This is a genomic window from Nitrobacter sp. TKz-YC02, from assembly GCF_049852135.1.
GTDB lineage: Bacteria > Pseudomonadota > Alphaproteobacteria > Rhizobiales > Xanthobacteraceae > Nitrobacter > Nitrobacter vulgaris.
Map to the genome: position 1 here is coordinate 3,014,295 of NZ_CP180728.1, position 17,378 is coordinate 3,031,672.

Annotated in this window: 16 protein-coding genes; 6 read left to right on the forward strand and 10 right to left on the reverse strand. The window is 58.8% G+C overall.

Features of this window, described 5'->3' with window-relative positions:
* Positions 1-309 precede the first annotated feature (309 nt).
* The 3 genes from ACM561_RS14480 to ACM561_RS14490 are packed head-to-tail and all read right to left on the reverse strand — an operon-like array spanning position 310 to position 3,197.
* Positions 310-1,503 carry an FtsX-like permease family protein gene (locus ACM561_RS14480; protein ID WP_425905903.1) on the reverse strand — a complete coding sequence of 398 codons (1,194 nt, stop codon included), beginning with the start codon at positions 1,501-1,503 and terminating at the stop codon, positions 310-312.
* Positions 1,504-2,457, reverse strand: a complete 954-nt coding sequence (locus ACM561_RS14485) for an efflux RND transporter periplasmic adaptor subunit (protein ID WP_425905905.1) — start codon at positions 2,455-2,457, stop codon at positions 1,504-1,506.
* Positions 2,454-3,197 (reverse strand): ABC transporter ATP-binding protein, encoded by a 744-nt coding sequence (locus ACM561_RS14490; protein WP_425905906.1) that lies wholly within the window; start codon positions 3,195-3,197, stop codon positions 2,454-2,456. The genes ACM561_RS14485 and ACM561_RS14490 overlap by 4 nt, the downstream gene beginning before the upstream one ends.
* 115 nt (positions 3,198-3,312) lie before the next feature.
* On the opposite strand from ACM561_RS14490, the gene ACM561_RS14495 reads away from it, so the two are divergent.
* The 3 genes from ACM561_RS14495 (at position 3,313) to ACM561_RS14505 (ending at position 6,484) form a co-directional block, all read left to right on the forward strand.
* A complete protein-coding gene (locus ACM561_RS14495) occupies positions 3,313-3,882 on the forward strand; it encodes a Chromate resistance protein ChrB (RefSeq protein ID WP_425905908.1) in 570 nt (189 codons plus the stop codon).
* 446 nt (positions 3,883-4,328) lie between these two features.
* The gene (locus ACM561_RS14500) at positions 4,329-5,129 is read left to right on the forward strand and encodes a transporter (protein ID WP_425905910.1); all 801 of its coding nucleotides are present in this window, start codon (positions 4,329-4,331) and stop codon (positions 5,127-5,129) included.
* A 413-nt stretch (positions 5,130-5,542) separates the two neighbouring features.
* A complete protein-coding gene (locus ACM561_RS14505) occupies positions 5,543-6,484 on the forward strand; it encodes an OmpA family protein (protein ID WP_425905912.1) in 942 nt (313 codons plus the stop codon).
* Between the two features lie 73 nt (positions 6,485-6,557).
* Here ACM561_RS14505 and ACM561_RS14510 read toward each other — a convergent pair whose 3' ends face one another.
* The 4 genes from ACM561_RS14510 to ACM561_RS14525 all read right to left on the reverse strand — a co-directional run bounded on the left by ACM561_RS14510 (position 6,558) and on the right by ACM561_RS14525 (position 9,103).
* On the reverse strand, positions 6,558-7,376 hold the full coding sequence (locus ACM561_RS14510) for a lytic murein transglycosylase (protein ID WP_425905914.1): 819 nt from the start codon (positions 7,374-7,376) through the stop codon (positions 6,558-6,560).
* A gap of 273 nt (positions 7,377-7,649) precedes the next feature.
* On the reverse strand, positions 7,650-7,871 hold the full coding sequence (locus ACM561_RS14515) for a hypothetical protein (protein ID WP_425905916.1): 222 nt from the start codon (positions 7,869-7,871) through the stop codon (positions 7,650-7,652).
* A 201-nt stretch (positions 7,872-8,072) separates the two neighbouring features.
* Positions 8,073-8,870, reverse strand: coding sequence for a hypothetical protein (locus ACM561_RS14520; RefSeq protein WP_425905917.1), 798 nt, complete (start codon positions 8,868-8,870; stop codon positions 8,073-8,075).
* Between the two features lie 35 nt (positions 8,871-8,905).
* Entirely contained in the window at positions 8,906-9,103 is a 198-nt protein-coding gene (locus ACM561_RS14525; RefSeq protein ID WP_425905918.1) for a hypothetical protein, read from the reverse strand.
* Positions 9,104-9,311: 208 nt separating this feature from the next.
* On the opposite strand from ACM561_RS14525, the gene ACM561_RS14530 reads away from it, so the two are divergent.
* A protein-coding gene (locus ACM561_RS14530) for an IS3 family transposase (RefSeq protein WP_425905397.1) occupies positions 9,312-10,663 on the forward strand; the annotation gives its coding sequence in 2 pieces (ribosomal slippage) (positions 9,312-9,648 and positions 9,648-10,663; 1,353 coding nt in all).
* Positions 10,664-10,665: 2 nt separating this feature from the next.
* Here the strand turns inward: ACM561_RS14530 and ACM561_RS14535 are convergent.
* Positions 10,666-11,025, reverse strand: coding sequence for a hypothetical protein (locus ACM561_RS14535; protein ID WP_425905919.1), 360 nt, complete (start codon positions 11,023-11,025; stop codon positions 10,666-10,668).
* Positions 11,026-11,174: 149 nt separating this feature from the next.
* On the opposite strand from ACM561_RS14535, the gene ACM561_RS14540 reads away from it, so the two are divergent.
* Positions 11,175-11,786, forward strand: a complete 612-nt coding sequence (locus ACM561_RS14540; RefSeq protein ID WP_425905921.1) for a hypothetical protein — start codon at positions 11,175-11,177, stop codon at positions 11,784-11,786.
* 188 nt (positions 11,787-11,974) lie between these two features.
* Positions 11,975-12,565 (forward strand): hypothetical protein, encoded by a 591-nt coding sequence (locus ACM561_RS14545; protein ID WP_425905922.1) that lies wholly within the window; start codon positions 11,975-11,977, stop codon positions 12,563-12,565.
* Positions 12,566-12,618: 53 nt separating this feature from the next.
* Here ACM561_RS14545 and rpoD read toward each other — a convergent pair whose 3' ends face one another.
* Together rpoD and dnaG are read right to left on the reverse strand one after the other, a co-directional pair.
* Positions 12,619-14,775, reverse strand: coding sequence for an RNA polymerase sigma factor RpoD (gene rpoD / locus ACM561_RS14550; RefSeq protein WP_425905923.1), 2,157 nt, complete (start codon positions 14,773-14,775; stop codon positions 12,619-12,621).
* Between the two features lie 671 nt (positions 14,776-15,446).
* A complete protein-coding gene (dnaG, locus tag ACM561_RS14555; protein ID WP_425905924.1) occupies positions 15,447-17,348 on the reverse strand; it encodes a DNA primase in 1,902 nt (633 codons plus the stop codon).
* Positions 17,349-17,378 lie beyond the last annotated feature (30 nt).

A 17,378-nucleotide genomic window follows, 5' to 3' on the forward strand; every position in this document is an offset into this window, starting at 1 on the left:
AGCAATGTCTTTGGAACACGCGAGGTGATCGACGAAGCCTGCTGCGAATGCTGGGTTTTCGCCATGCGATCCACACCGGGTTTTCGGAACACTTAGTCAGACCCATTGAGGCCGACAGAGGTTAGTGATGAAGCACTGCAGATGCCGATGTCGATGCAGAAGGGAGGGCTATGGGGGAAATCCCATTGCTGCTGCTACGAGGTCACGTCTCGCATTTGTGACCCTTAAAATTAGCGCCGGTACCGCAACTTAGAGCGGGAAGAACAAGGTGTCTGACAGTCCGCTTTTGGACCCGGAGCGGACCTCGACCTAACGACCTGTAAAGACGACACTGGGATCGAGTTTGAGCACCGGGCCCGCACTTATTATCGCGGCGACCACGCTCACCACCAGAACCATCGTGCTGCCGACCAAGGGTGTGAACCACATCATTCGAAATGGGTATTCGAACTCGGATGCAAATTGGCCGACAAGAGCACAGAGCCCGAGACCAAGGCCTGTCCCAAGCAGGGCGCACAGACAGACCTGAACAAAGATCATCGCCAGAAGCGTTGATGACGTAGCGCCCATAGCCTTGAACACCGCGTACTGCTTGAGGTTTTCGGTGGTGAACATGTACAGCATGATTCCCGTCACCCCGAGGCCGACCGACATTGCAAGCGTAAGCATTGCGGCGATATCGCCGACATCTTCGGAATTGGCGAGGAACCACCACACCGTATCACTCTTGAAGTCGTCCGCCGCACGTGCGCGAAGTCCCGCCCGAGATTCGATCCGGGAGGCCAGACTGCTTGCAGCAACCCCCGGTGCAGCAATCACCAAGACGAAAGTCAGCCTGCGACGTTCAGGCAACAGGATGCGCGAGGCGCTGGAATATGTCGTATACAGCAAGGGTCGCGGCGGAAATCGCGGCAGCGCCTCCGACCTGCCAACAACTGTAACGTGGCGGTCGTTGACCAGGAGATCATCACCAACAGCGAGCGAACGCGTCGGCACGTCGAGACGTGGCCCTCCGCCGGGCCATTGATCGGTTCGGAGCTGCGGAGTCTGCAACTTGCCGCTTGTCCCACCGGGATCAACGATCACCGAGTCTGGTGTACGCAACACCGTGGTCGATACGCCGTCCTTGAGTGGCGGAACGCCAGCTAGGGTGGCGTCATCCACACCGATGATCTGAAATGACTGAAATACGCCATTTGGGAACCGCACCTCAGCGGTGCCAAGCGCCATAGGGACGGCTGAACGGACTCCTTCGATGCTGCGCACGCGATCGAGCGCTGATGCAGCCATGTTGGCGGTTTTTTCGACGGAATGCACTGCGGGGTCCATGACCCATACGTCGACCGTCGGGTTTTCGCTAACGAGTGCGAAGCCGCGTGTCATGAAGCCGGTAAAATACGACGCGGCGAATGTGACCAAGAAGGACGTAAATGCGATTCCGAAAATGAGTCCGGCGTACTTGGCGCGGTCGCCCATGAGCATCTTGATGGCCACGCGGAGCATCTACTTCGCGCCTTCGCGCGGTTTCGCGACGATCGTACTTCCGGGTTGCGCTTCAACGCCGCCGGCAGCGGGTGCGTCGACATGCGCATTCATGCGCTGACCTATATAGATCGGCAACTCGCCCCGCTCGAAACTATAGAGGACCTGCAGCACCCGTGTATCAGTGCGCTCGGTGCTCTCACCGGTTAACGACACTTTCGGCACTGCGTAGGGCTCGATCCGTTCGAACCGCAGGCGCACGCTGAGGTCTGGATTGCCCGGCACGTAGGCCATAGCGGATGCCGTTGGCTTTATCCGCCAAGCATCGTTCTCGTTGATGTCGACGCGAACATGCAGGCGCGTGTCGTCACCCAGCAGCATCAGCGACGGGTTAACCACGCCGCTCTGCGCGTATTCGCCCGGATGAATCTTGATCTGGAGAATCCGACCCGCCAAAGGAGCGCAAACAGTCCGCCGATCAACTTCGCTCTTCAATTGATCTACCTGCGCCTTTGCCGATGCGACGATCCCTTCATTGATGCCCACGTCGAAGCGACGATTGGCCAAGTCCACGACGCTGATGGAAGTGCCCTTGCCCAGGCCCTCTCCGACATTGAGCAAATTCTTCACCTTCGCCAGACCTGCTTCGGCCTCTTTGACCTTGGCGTTCGCGACCAAAAGCTGTCCTTGCAGGTCGCGGTCATCGATCTTGAAAAGGAGGTCCCCGCTCTTGACGTGATCGCCCCATTTCACCGCGATTGCCGTTACGATTCCGGACACTGGCGTTCCGATCGCAATGTTCTCACTGCTGGCTTCGACGATACCGGCACCGGCTACAGAGGTCAGAAAAGGCGATACCACGGGATTGAGGACCGCGGACGCGCCGGGAGGCGTCCGATCGCCGAGCATGACGGTGCCGATCGCAAGACCGACGCCGACGACGGCCAAAAGCGGAAGGGCAATTCGGCGGCTCATAACGGTGATCCCAGCGTTCCGCCACTGGTGACGTCGATGATCTTTCCGTCGTCCATATGCGCAATCCGATCGGCAAACTGGAAGATACGCGGATCGTGCGTGACAACGATGAGCGCCCGGTCATGCTTTCTGCCCGTGCCGCGGAGCATTTCCATCACCGCTATTCCGGTGTCGTGATCGAGGTTACTGGTCGGCTCGTCGCAAACGATCAGCTTCGGGTCGTGGACAAGGGCACGCGCAATCGCGACACGCTGCTGTTGACCGCCACTAAGCTCGCCCGGCAGAGCGTTCGGCCGCGAACCGAGACCGACCGCCTCGACGACTTCTCGCGCCCGAGTCTTTGCATTCGGACGGGGTGTCCCGTTGATCAGCAATGGTATGGCCACATTTTCGACCGCGGAAAGCGACGGCAACAGATTGAACATCTGAAACACGAACCCGATCGATGTGCCGCGAAATTGGGCGCGTTCCATCGGGCTCATGCGCCGCACGTCACGGCCAAGCACTATGCACTCGCCGGAATCCTGACCGAGGATCGCACCGATCATTGAGATAAGCGTCGTCTTGCCGCATCCGGACGGGCCGACGACCATCAAAAGCTCGCCGCGCTGAACGTCAAGGTCGAGGCCGCGCAACGCAGTTACCGATGCGTCGCCTGCACCGTAGGTTTTAGTCAAGCCTCGGCAATGAACCGCAAGCTCACCCGTCGGTTCGGATAGTTCAGCTAGAGCGGCAGTCATGATTTCAACGCCAATCGATTGTGGCGCTCCCGACACAGCGTGATGCGATTATCGCGCGAGAAACGCCAGCTCAGAACACTTGTTTTGTTACGATCGTTACATTACATTTGTACTTATGACCGTCAAGTCTTGGCTCCTGCTGACCTATAAGGTCCCACCCGAGCCCGCTAAGAAGCGCATCGCGCTCTGGCGGAAGATCAAGGCATTGGGCGCGGTTTATCTGCAGAACGGCATCTGCTTGCTACCAAAAACCGACGACCACGTCCGACAGTTGAAGATGCTGGAGAACGACATCAATGAGATGAACGGTGAAGTGGTCATTCTGGAGACGGTCGCGCTGGACCGAGGACAGGAAGAGAAGGTGGTCGCCCGCTTCACGGAGGACCGAGACGAGCAATATCGCGAATTTCTCGGTCGGTGCGCCGATTTCGAAGTTGAGATAGCCAAAGAGATCGCGATCAAAAAATTCACCTACGCCGAGCTTGAAGAAGAAGACACCGACCTGAAGAAGCTTCAGGGATGGCTGGAAAAGATCAGAAAGCTCGATTTTTATGGCGCAACGCTGGCTGACGAAGCGGCGGAACGGCTACGTGGTTGCGAGACGTTGCTCGACGCCTACGCTCAGCAGGTCTTCGATGCACAAGACGAGAACCGTCCATCTCCACGGACTGCCAAGCCGTCTTGATGGAATCCTAAGTTGCGGCCGGTGATACTCGACGCCTCACGTAAAGGCTGCTACACAATCGCCTGCGGGTTGGCCGAAAATGCTAATGTTTTCAAAGGTTCTTGATGTCACTTGGTGTTTCCCCTAGGGAGCGCCATTGAAATCAGTAATCTTGATGCAGCTCGGCGACGATCCTGCCCGGTAGCATCGGCTCGGGACTCGCCACCATGGTCCTCATGGCGTTGCTCGCGCTCCCTGTCCTTCCGGCATCGCTGTTTGGCCTCGCGGCTGTGGCGGCGGTATTGCCGCCCGTGCTTGAGGGGCTTCTCAACAAGGGGCTGCACGGACTGCAGGATGTCCTCCATTCTCGTTTACGGCCTCGGCGGCCCCGTCGCGCCCTTCGTCGGCATCAAGCTGATCGACATGGCCATCGCCGCCCTCGGTCTTGCCTGAGAGGCAGGTATGCGATGGGCACGCTCACGCTATCGGCCGCGCTCTTCGCGGCTCCTGCCATGGCGCAGGATGTTGTGCCCACCGGGTCTACGCCGGATGCGCCGATCTGCACGGACCGACCCACCAAGTCCAACTTCGCCTGCACCGTGCCAAAGGGAAAGGTTCAGATTGAGGCTGACACCTTCAACTGGCTCAGCAACACCGTTGCCGGTGTTCGCACCGACCAACTGCTGTTCACCAACCCGACGTTCAAATACGGCCTGACTGACAGCAGTGACATCCAGCTCAACTGGGCACCCTTCACCCGGGTGTGGACGCGTGATGCCAGCGGCAATGTCGCCTCTGTCTCGGGTGTGGGCGACATGACCGTTCGCTTCAAGCAGCGCCTGACCCCTCTCGAGGGTGACTTCCAGCTTGCCATCCTGCCATTCGCAAAGCTGCCTACCGCGCGCACCGGCAACGGCAACGTTGAAGGCGGCGTTGCTGTCCCGATCAACTACAGCGTGCCTGGCGGATGGACCCTCACACTGGGCCCGCAGCTGGATGTGCTGGCCGATTTCGACGGCCGGGGCCGGCACCTCGGCGTGACAGGACTAGTGAACATCGCCAAGCAGTTCGGACAATTCACCCTGTACAACGAGATCTGGACCAACCAGAATTTCGATCCGACCGGCACGGTGAGCCAGTATAGTTATGACATATCCTTGGCTTGGCAGCCGCACCCGACTCTACAGTTCGATGTCGGGCTTAACATCGGTCTTAATCGCAACACGCCCGACGTCGTCAGTTACGTCGGCATCTCCACACGCTTCTGAGAAGATTGCCATGCAACCTTGTGGATAACGGGCTGACGACGCTTTGGTGACGCGACGCGGCTCATCCGAATCTGTTCGGATCGATGCCCGAGGCTGTTGTGCGGTTGTCCCCTTGAACACGCCTCGAAGTCGCGTTCAACCATTTAACCCTTAGAGGACATTATGGCCAAGAAAGCGAAAAAAGCTGCGAAGAAAACAGCAAAGAAAACCGCAAAGAAAAAGAAGAAGTAGTCTCAGAGGCTCGGGCGGAGTTTGCTTCGCCCGAGCCTTCGATGACGGCGCATGATCCGCTGCGATTGCGGACGAACATTTTTTCTCGGGTCGCAGCGGCGAGGATCGAAGCGGATCCCTCGCCTGCCATTTCATATGACTCATATGACGTTTTTCATGTGACGCTATCAAAAGGTTTGTTCATGCCGCGCCTGGCCCTCGCTGTTGCCGCCGCCATCGTCTTTCACTTGATGCCGAGCCTGACCGCACCGGCCGCAGCCGCGGCGGGCGATGTCACCAAATCGCACGATTATCCCGGTATCGGCCGCTTCAAGGGTAGCGTCATCACCGGTTATGACGTGAAGGATTTCGACGCCGCAACCCTGCAGGCCGCTCCGTTCAAGGACGGCAAGGCCACCGACCCGCGCAGAGTGGAAGGCCGTATCTCCCGTATCGCTTACCGCACGGGGCCTGGTCCCTCGATTCTTGAAGTATCCCGCAATTTCGAGAGCCAACTGGCGAACGCCGGGTTCGAGACGCTGCTCGCTTGCGATGTCGACGCCTGCGGCGGAATTCCATTCAGCGAGACAATCGGCGCGCTGCCGATACCGCAAATGTGGGTCGACGGCTTCGACTACCGCTACTATGCCGGCCGGAAGGTCGAGAATGGGCGCGAGACCTATGTCAGTGTGCTGGTCAGCAAGAACAACGACGACATCTTCGCGCAGCTCACCGTCGCCGAACGCTACGCGATGCAGAACAAGATGGTCGATGCGGCTGCGATGGCCAAGGGGCTCGGCGAGAGCGGACACATCGCGCTCTACGGCATCTACTTCGATACCGACAAGGCCACGCTCAAACCGGAGAGCCGGCCGACACTCGACCAGATCGCGAAGCTGTTGAGCGGTCAGCCGGACCTCAACGTCTACATCGTCGGCCATACCGACAGCCAGGGCGCCCCGGCCCACAACCTCGACCTGTCGCGCCGCCGCGCCGAAGCCGTCGCCGAGGACCTCGTGCGCACTTACAAGATCGTCAGGACCCGGCTCAACACCTCCGGCGTCGGCTTCCTCGCCCCGGTCGGCTCCAACGGCACCGAAAGCGGCCGCGCGCTCAACCGCCGGGTCGAACTGGTGCAGCCGTAGAGCCAAGTCCGGCTTTGATTAAATCAAAGCCGGTGACGCGAACCGGTGTCCACTTCGCTCGAAAACGCTATCCCTACTGCCCGGCCAGCTTGTCGGCGAAAAGGCCGATGGTCTTGCGATAGACCTCGGAGCGATTCCATTCGCGCATCGCCTCGAAATTGGCTGAGCCCTCGTGATAGTCGCCGCCGGCCTTCCAGCCGTTGACCCTCAACAGGTTCGCCGTCGAAGCCAGCACGTCCGGCACCGAATGCCGGAGATCGACATGGCCGTTGCCATCGAAATCGACGCCGTACTTGATATAGGACGAGGGCAGAAACTGGGTCTGCCCGATCTCGCCCGCATAGGCGCCGACCATGTCGCCGAGACGCAGATCGCCGCGCTGCAGGATCTTGAGCGCCGCCAGCAGCTCGTGCTGAAACAGTTCGGTGCGCCGGCAATCATGCGCCATGGTCGCGAGCACCCGAAACACCGGCAGCTTGCCCATGTCGCCGCGGCCGAAATCGGTTTCCAGTCCCCAGATCGCGACGACGATTTCCGGCGGCACGCCATATTGCTTCTCGATCCGCGACAGCAGCGAGCCATTACGCGCCAGCATCGCCTTGCCGCCCTTGATGCGGCCGCCGGTGACGCGGGTCGCGGCATATTGCTCAAAACTCTTGCGGAAGGTGCCGCGCTGGCGACGATCGAAATTCAGGACCGCCTGATCTTGCTGCACGCCGCCGAGCGCCTGCGAGATCACGTTTTGCGAGATGCCATCCGCCGCGGCTTCCCGCGACATCGACGCCACGAACGTATTGAAGTCGCCGCCGCATTGCGCGGCGGAAACGGCGGTCGATGCGAGGGGGGCGGCGAGAAGGGCGGCGGCGAAGGCGATGGCGAAACGGGTTTTCATTGCAATCCCTTTTGCTGAATCGTCGCGCGTTATAGCATGACTATGGCAACGCGATGATTAACGACCGCGCGCGGCGCCTGCGCCGTTCGCGCCAGAAACAATTCGCGCCGACCTTCGGGCGTACAAAAATACCCCTATTGTTTAGCGGCGCGGGGACGCCGTCGTCGTGATCCCGTTCTGCGCTCTCGTGAGAGGGCGCGCGGAACGCCGGGTGCTCGATGCACCCATGGCCCCGTGTGCAAAAGTAAAAGCACACGAGTGTCGTCGCCACGGTCACACCGGAATCATCCGGCGTTCCGCGCGCGATGGTGTTAACGACTTGCTGCGCGAAAACCCCCGACCGCCGGCCCTGAGGTGACGATCACTCCAGGGGTCTTGCACCTCGCCGCCGCTCCCGTTGAGGGAGACGGCCGAAAGGCTGCCCCATGGCGCAAGGCGATGCGCCGGGATATCGCGCGCTGGGCCGTTCGCGCCCGGCGTGGTCGTCAGTCTCATCTCACTCGCGAGGTTACCCCCGCGCGATCCGAAACATCGAACGCCGCGCGCGCCCACCGCATCCCGCCCCGCGTTCGTGACGATCGCGAGCCGCCCCTCTAGTGAGACGGGACAAATAGGAATATAATCCACACTACAGAGATAAGTCAACAGTACTTTTTCAGCACACAGGAGGCTAATACGCCCCTCCCAGATTCCGAATTAGGCGCTCAATAGTAGTTGGCGTGCCAATGCTTTAGTAACTTGCCAAAAGATCGATGAGTCATTCAAGCTAAGCGTCACGCCGTAACGTAATTCCTTAGCTGGATGAACGAAGTTACGATACTCCTTCAGCCTGTCGGCCACATCTTTGGCTGACTCAGTAATCCATCTAAGCTCAAAACCCACTTTGATATACGAATCCAACATCCAATCTTGATAGTTAGTGGTTTTACCCGTGAGCTTATCTTTCGGCGCACTAGCCGCTGATGTAAGCGACCTCTTGTCAGTCAACCGGTTGGCTCGTGCAACAAAAAGTGCTTCCAGCAACCCACCCATCATAACAATCGCAGCAAGATGAGCATCCGCCTTTACACATTTGGCACACTCATCCCATCGACGCACGAGAATGTCCCGCATCTGCAGACTGCCTGCGAGAGGTGAAAAGTCTGGTGCAACATCATCGGAATCAACAGTGGGAGCCACGAGCACCATCGAGCGGACTGCAATCAAAGCTCCTTTCGTGTCTTTTAATGCATCTAAGTATGTTGCTTTAGCTGCACATTTAGCTGTCGCATCCAACACCACAGTAAAGTACGCATCAACGGTAGTCAGATCGGTGCTCGGTGCGCCGGCGACTATGATTGGTCTGTGGGTGTGGAACCAAGTTTGAGCTGTTGCCTTTAACGTTGCAATTTCATCAACCCCACGCACTTGACCAGATCTAATTTTGGCTACTCGCTTCCGAGCCGCAGTGGCTTCATTTATCGCAGCATCGATGGCTTCATAAACATTCGGCACAGCTACGCGCTCCTATCAGGCAAAGAAGCCGCACCTCACCGCTTCTTTTTCCCATTCTTCCTGACGGGCTTCTTTTTAGGATTTTTGGTCAAGCCATTGCCTTTACTGGCTCCTATCGCCCCGTCGCCAGGCAGAGTAATTGCCACCAGATTTTCACCGACAGAGCTAAGCTTAAATTTTCCACTACCTGCCGAATCTAGATAACCGGCATTCTTTGCGTTGGTGAGAGTCATATTCCATCGAGCTACTTGCCGACGCCCAGCAAGACGAGCGGCCTCCTTCATTACATCACTGTCAATCGCATCTTTCCTTTCATCTGATCTCGATTCGAATTGATAAAAGTACGCGACAACAGCCGTGTCCGGGATCAGCGCCTATGGCACAGAATTGAAGGTATGATTTAAGGAGAGTTCGGTTCTCGTCGATGACGAAGGAACGAACATGACTACGAAGTCTCGCAGCAGGAAAAGTTCTGCCGAACGGGTTGTCAAAGACATTCGCCGCGCCACCCGGCGCCATTTCTCGGCGGAAGATAAAATCCGGATTGTGCTTGATGGCTTGCGCGGTGAAGACAGCATCGCTGAACTGTGCCGCAAGGAAGGGATCGCTCAGAGCCTTTACTACGTCTGGTCGAAGGAGTTCATGGAGGCAGGCAAGCGGCGGCTGGCCGGTGATACGGCGCGAGCTGCGACAAGTGGTGAAGTGCAAGACCTTCGCCGTGAGGCGCATGCCCTGAAGGAGGTGGTTGCCGATCTGACGCTGGAGAACCGTCTGCTCAAAAAAAGCATGATCGCGGATGGGGGCGAAGGCGAATGAGATATCCCGCATCCGAAAAGCTTGAGATCATCAGGCTCGTCGAGCAATCGCATCTGCCGGCGAAGAAGACACTCGACAAACTGGGCATTGCACGTCGAAGCTTCTATCGCTGGTATGACCGTTACCTTGAGGGCGGGCCGGAAGCGTTGGAAGATCGTCCTTCCCGGCCAGGTCGCGTGTGGAACCGCATCGATGCCGATATCCAGGGTCAGATCATCGAGATGGCGCTGGAGCAATCCGAACTTTCATCGCGCGAACTGGCAGTGCGCTTTACCGATGAGAAGCGCTACTTCGTCTCCGAAGCCAGTGTCTATCGCCTGCTCAAGGCCCACGATCTCATCACCAGCCCAGCCTTCATTGTGGTCAAGGCGGCTGATGAGTTCAAAGACAAGACGACAGCACCCAACCAGATGTGGCAGACCGACTTCACCTACTTCAAGATCATCGGCTGGGGGTGGGTGTATCTGTCCACCGTACTCGATGACTTCTCTCGATATGTCATTGCCTGGAAGCTGTGCTCGACCATGCGCGCCGAGGACGTCACCGATACGCTCGAACTGGCCCTTGCAGCTTCAGGCTGCGACAACACCAAGGTGTTGCACAAGCCCAGACTGCTCAGCGACAATGGTCCCAGTTACATCGCCGCCGAGCTTGCCGAATGGATCGATGCCAACGGCATGAGCCATATCCGCGGCGCACCGCTGCATCCGCAAACCCAAGGCAAGATCGAGCGATGGCATCAAACCCTCAAGAACCGCATCCTGCTCGAGAACTACTTCCTGCCCGGCGATCTCGAGTGTCAGATCGAGGCATTCATCGAGCATTACAATCATCGCCGTTATCACGAGGGCATCGGCAACGTCACACCCGCCGACGTCTACTTCGGACGTGCACAATCCATCATCAAACAGCGTGAAAGGATCAAACGACAGACAATCAAATATCGGCGCTTGCTCCACCGCAAAATCGCCGCTTAACATCAACCAACAAATGAGGCCCGCTCTCCGCTAAATCTCGCCGCTCTTTGCGCCAAATGTTTTGATGACGGACAAACAGCCGTAAACTGCTGATCGCTCTTCGGCGCTTTCATCGCCGTGAATGCTCTAATGTCGGTTGAGTGATCTGCTCCAGTTGGCACTTGCGGCAACGCTTGCTGCAAAGAGCTTGCTGACGGAGTCACGACCTGCGGCGACACGGAAGAAAGTCGAAGACCCAGCGTTTCAGTCGCAAATTTCAGCGCCAGCAACTGGTGATCGGAAGTCATACCATTCAATTCAGCAACAATTTTCTGCGCCGCATCTAATGGGGATTTTACACTTCCATCCGAAGCCCCCGACATTTATTTTCTCCTTGGTGCTACAAAATTCAATTAGAGCGCGATCATAGCTAGTTGTACATAATTTACGCGAGCAAGCTTTGCGCAATATCCAAACTGACTAAACGATCAAAAAATTCCGAAATCTCCCCAAATCCCGCTAGTAACTACTCATGGCTGATCCCACCTCCGCCTCAACCGCTTACGACCTCTACTACCTGCAAAACGGCAAGCGCTTCTTCTGGCGCAATCCGAACCACGGCGTGACGCTGATCGACGACCGGCGCGACTCCGCGATTCTCTGGCAACCCGAAAAGGGCGAAGCGGGACGGCAGCTCTGGACCGACATCGTCTCGGTGAACATGACGTCCATGACCAGCGGCAAGGACATCGTCAACAATTGCCGCATCAATTTTCGCGATGGCCGCTTTCTCGTCGTCACCGACGGCGGCCCCTCCGGGGAGGTCGATCACGACCGCACGCCGGTCTATCGCGACTTCGTGCGCGCCTTGCATCTGCGGCTGGCGCAGGCGCCCGCGGGCACCATCGCATTCAATGCCGGCGCATCCGCAGGACGCCACCGGCTCATGGTGGCGACGGGCGTCTTCGCCGCGCTGTTCTTCGTCGGCACGCCGCTTGTGCTGGTGTTCATCATACGCGACTGGCGCGTGTTGCTCACGCTCGCAGCCGGCGCTGCCTTCATCTGGCCGTTGTGGAAAGTGATCGAGGCCAATCGCCCGCGCAGCTACGATCCGCGCCAGCCGCCGGGCGAATTGATGGACTGATAGCGTTTTCGAACGAGGTGGAATCCGGCTCGCGTGAAAACGCTATTGAATCAGTTCCTGGGTTTCGATTCGGGAACCCGACGCCGCTGCGCTCGCGCCCGTCGCTCGTTGCATTGCAGCGTGAAAACCAGCCTCGACGTCACGCGAGAATCCGCTATGCTCCGCACATGATCGAGCCAGCACCCGTCATGGCCTTGATGGCCTATGACCTATATTATCTGGTGAACGGCGAACGCTTGTTCTGGCGCAGCGCGGGCCATGGCGTGTCGCTAATCGACGCGGGGCGCGACTCCGCCATCGCCTGGCGCGACAAAGACGGCGAGGCAGGCCGTCAGCTCTGGACCAACATCGTCGCCGTGAATATCCCCGACACCGACAGCAAGGATGCCGTCGACAAATGCCGCATCGATTTTCGCGGCGGCCGTTTTCTTGTCGTCACCGACGCAGGCCTTAACGGCAAGGCCGACCGCTTCCGCGCGCCTGTCTATCACGATTTCATCCGCGCGCTGCACGAGCGCCTAGAGGACGCGCCGGAAGGCAGCATCCGTTTCACCGCCGGCGTCTCGCAGAGATATCGCAACGCGATGCTGGCGCTCGGCGTTCTCGCGGTGCTCTTGTTCGTGGTGACGCCCGCGGTGCTGGTGGTGGACTTTCACGAATGGCGCGCGCTCGGCCCGCTGACCGCCGGGGCCACGTTCATCTGGCCGTTCTGGAAGAAGATCGGCACCAACCGGCCGCACGACTACGACCCGCACCATCCGCCGGGCGAGCCGGACTAAGGCGTCGCGCGAGCGCAACACTTCGTGTTGCACACGCCCGGGACAAGCGAAAGTTAGTTGTCGAGGAAGCTCCGCAGCTTGCGCGAGCGCGAAGGGTGCTTGAGCTTGCGCAGCGCCTTGGCCTCGATCTGGCGGATGCGTTCGCGCGTCACCGAGAACTGCTGGCCGACTTCTTCCAGCGTGTGGTCGGTGTTCATGCCGATGCCGAAGCGCATGCGCAGCACCCGCTCTTCGCGCGGCGTCAACGACGCCAGAACGCGCGTCGTCGTTTCGCGAAGATTGCTCTGGATCGCAGCATCAATGGGAAGCACCGCGTTCTTGTCCTCAATGAAATCGCCGAGGTGTGAGTCTTCCTCATCACCCACCGGTGTTTCCAGTGACAGCGGCTCTTTCGCGATCTTGAGAACTTTTCGTACCTTCTCCAGCGGCATGCCGAGCTTTTCGGCGAGCTCCTCCGGCGTCGGCTCGCGGCCGATCTCGTTCAGCATCTGGCGCGAGGTCCGCACGATCTTGTTGATGGTCTCGATCATGTGCACGGGAATGCGGATGGTGCGGGCCTGGTCCGCGATCGAGCGTGTGATCGCCTGCCGAATCCACCAGGTCGCATAGGTCGAGAATTTATAACCGCGGCGATACTCGAACTTGTCCACCGCCTTCATCAGGCCGATGTTGCCTTCCTGGATGAGGTCAAGGAACTGTAGGCCGCGGTTGGTGTATTTCTTGGCGATGGAGATGACGAGGCGCAGGTTCGCCTCCACCATTTCCTTCTTGGCCTGACGCGCCTCGCGCTCGCCCTTCTGCACGCCCTGCACGATCTTGCGAAACTCGCCGATCTCAAGCCCGGTCAGCGCCGCGAGTTGCTGAATTTCGCCGCGCAATTCCTTGATGCGGTCCTTTTCGTGGTGAACGAAATTCTTCCAGCCTTTCGCGGAGAGTTTCGATACCCGGTTGAGCCAGCGGGGATCGAGCTCGGAGCCCTGGTAGTTCCGTAAGAAATCCTCTCGCGCCACGCCATGGCTGTCCCCGAGCCGCAACAGGCGACCTTCGAACGAGACCAGTCTTTTGTTGATGTCGTAAAGCTGCTCGACCAGAGAATCGATACGCGCTTGGTTCAGGCGCAGCGACTTCACCTCGACGATGATCTCATCCTTCAGCTTCTTGTAGCGGCGCTCCTGGTTCGGCGAGAGCGACTCGTTCTGAAGCTGGTTGGAGATGTCGGCTTCCTGCAGGCGGCGCAGTTTCTTGTAGTTGTCGGCGATCTTGTCGAATGTTTCGACCACCTTCGGCTTCAACTCGGCTTCAATGGCTGCAAGCGACATCTGGTTGTCGAAGTCGTCCTCCTCCATATCGCCTTCCGCCGCGGCCGCACCCGGATCCTTCTCGTCCAGGTCAGAGCCCCCGGCCGGCGCAGCGCGGGCGGCACGGAATGGGGTCGGTGACGGCGGTGCTGAAGGGGGCGCGGTCACCGTGGATCCAACGCCGTCCTCACCCGAGACGGCATCGGAGGCGTCAGCCGACAACGGCTGGCCGTCTGGACCGGTCGGCGGTCCAAGCAATGCCGGGTTCATGCCGCTCTTGGCCTCGGGTCCGGCATAGGTCGCCTCGAGGTCAATGATGTCGCGCAGGAAAATCTTTCCTTCGTTGAGTTCGTCACGCCAGATGATGATGGCCTGAAAAGTCAGCGGGCTTTCGCACAGCCCTGCGATCATCGCCTCGCGGCCGGCCTCGATGCGCTTGGCGATGGCGATTTCGCCCTCGCGTGACAAGAGTTCGACGGTACCCATCTCCCGCAGATACATGCGCACAGGATCGTCGGTGCGTTCGCCGGGTTCCGACTTCTTGACCTCGGTGACGGCCTTCTGAGTGACCTCGACCAACTCGTTGTCGGTCTCCTCGTCAGCCTCTTCCTTGTTTTCCTCCTCGCTGTCGGCATCCTCGGATTCAGACACGTTGATGCCCATGTCGGAAAGCATCGACATGATATCCTCGATCTGCTCCGGCGAGGTGGTGTCGGACGGCAGCACTTCATTGAGCTGGTCGAAGGTGACGAAGCCGCGCTTTTTCGCCTGCTTGATCATCTTTTTGACGGCGGCGTCACTGAGGTCGAGCAACGGCGACGGCGCGTCCGCGACATCCTTTTCGGGAGCGTCGGCGGCCTTGTCGTCCTTTTCCTTTTCCCTGACCTGCAGCGTCTTTGCCTTGCTCGCCATTCACAGCTCCTGAAACGCACTCATGCGGAAACGCGCCCGCTTCCCCGTGAAATCCGCGCCGCGCCCGGCGCTCTTGATCTGCGCCGCTCACGACGCACAAAGGGCGGCGCAACCTCTCGCCACCCCGTCAACCCTCTCTCGAATGATCGTACCCGCGTTGGACTACGTGTCGGATGACTTAGCCTGCCAGCCCTTGACTTTTAATTAACCCTGTTTGCCGCCAAACCTCGGATTTGGCGAGTCTTTATCATGGTTCCGAGTGCCATCGTCCCAACATCATTTGTTTCAGACGATCCATGCCCGGCGACGGATCCCATCCGCGCACAGGCGCATTCCCCTCCCGCAGGTTCAGCGGCGTTCCAGCGCCATAGGGTCTTTCACCGCTTCACGTAAATCGGTGAAGGGACCCTAACTTTTTGATTTGACGCGTTTTCTTCACGCGAACCGAATTCCACTTCGCTCGAAAACGCTATTAAGAGTATTCCCTAAGTAAGAAGCGCTGCTGATGATACAAGCCGATCCGCCGGTATCTGCGACCAAAAAGGGCGGAGGCGACCGCCTTTTGCTCCCGACGGGCCGCGAACCTGCGGCAACCGGCTGTATTCCCTCGTTATCTCTGTCCTTTTCGGCGCCTCTTTTCGTGCAGGATTCGCCGATCGGTGCCGGACTGCTCATGCGGCGAGGTGCATCGTTCCGCCCTGGGGCGCCCAAACGCGGATGATATCTTCCGCCCACTCCGACAACGCCACTCCCTCGGCACTTATGGTTTCCTGTTCGGCGTGACCTTCCCGAACCAAATTTAGCAGGCGTGCGACGGCCGATTCGTCTCCTTCTCCGGCATCGAGCCTGGCCCGCTGGATGTCATCTTCCAGTTCATGCCAATGCAGGATTTTGATGAAGTGATCCGTGCATCCCGACACAAAATCGAGCGGCGGATCGCGACTTAAAATTGGAAAGCGCTCAACCAGCCGATGTCCGCGCGGTTTTCCGTTGCCCGCTTCGCCATGCACAGCTTGCAGCGTGTCATAAAATGCGGGTTTAAGTTTCGTCCAAATATCCGCGACAGACAGCTTTGCGTCGGTAACCAGCAGCTGAAAGAGACTCGTCAAAAAACCATCGAACTCCTCGGGAAAGTGCAAGCGCAGAACGGAGTCTTGCTTTTCGTCGAGCAGGTCAGGATATTGGACAAGCATCCCGAGAACGACTTTTTGCAGCCCCGAACGTTGTCCCTCACCATCGAACTTGAAACGTGGATTTAATGGGGTGGGCGCTTCCCTGGCCTTGCGGGTCGGCCCCCGATTGACTTGCCAGAACAGGTTGGCGAGCTGCATCCGTGACGTTCTGAAGAACGCCGTGTTGACGGCCGGGTCTTGGATGGTGCGGACCAGCGTATAGAGCTTCTGTTCCAGCGCAGCCTGTTTGTCGGGCGTTCGAACGTCCTGACCGTCCGTCTCGCGCTGCCAGAGCACGTCCCACAGCGGCAAGGAGCCTGATAAAACGCTTCGGAATGCCTCGACGCCCTTTTCCCGGATCAGGTCGTCGGGATCCTTTTGTTCGTCCATGAACACGAAGCGGAAGGTCTTGCCGACACGAAGCAATGGCAGGATGCGGTCAACGGAGCGATAAGCGGCCGAGACACCCGCGCGATCGGAATCGAAGCACACGACAGGCTCGGGAGACAGTCTCCACAGCGTAGCGATCTGCTCTTCCGTGAACGCGGTCCCCATGGTGGCGACCACGGCCTTGATCCCCGCCTGATAGACCGCGATGGCATCCATGTATCCTTCGACGGCAACGACCGAATTGGCCTCGTGCGCCGGCTGGCGCGCGCGATGAAAGTTAAAAACGATCGAGCCCTTGTGAAAGATCGAGGTTTCCGGCGAATTCAGATATTTGGGCTGTACGTCCTTCTTGAGAGCGCGGCCGCCGAATCCCACGACGCGACCCCGCTGGTCGTGAATCGGAATGATGATCCGGTCACGAAAGCGATCGTAAGGAACGGGGATATCGTCTCCGGCGACCAACAAGCCGGCCTCGATCATGTCTTCGACAGGGACGCCTCGCGATCCCAGATATTCCTTCAATGCGAAACGATCGGCGGTCGCGTAACCGATCCTGAATTCGACGGTGCTTGACGAGATGATGGCGCGATCCGACAGGTAGCCGCGCGCCTGCGCGCCGACACGCGACGCGAGGTTTTGCTCAAAAAACTTGGTCGCTAGCTCCATCACCTCGAACAGGGATTTCTGCCGCTGCTCGCGCTGCTCGTCTTCCCGTGAATTGCGCGGCAGCGGAAGCCCCGCCATCGACGCCAGCCGCTCGACCGCTTCGGGAAAGGAAACGCCTTCGGTCTCCATTATAAAGTCGAAGATGTTGCCGTGCTTGCCGGTGGAGAAGTCGTGGTAGAACTGCTTCTGGTCGTTCACCGTGAACGACGGCGTCTTTTCCTGCTGGAACGGCGACAGCCCCTTGAATTCGCGGCCAGCTCGCTTCAGCTTTACGCGCCGGCCCACGACTTCCGAAACCGGAAGGCGCGCCTTGACCTCATCAATAAAGCTGGGCGGGAAACGCATGCGCCGTCTCACTCAATCTCGGCGGCCGGT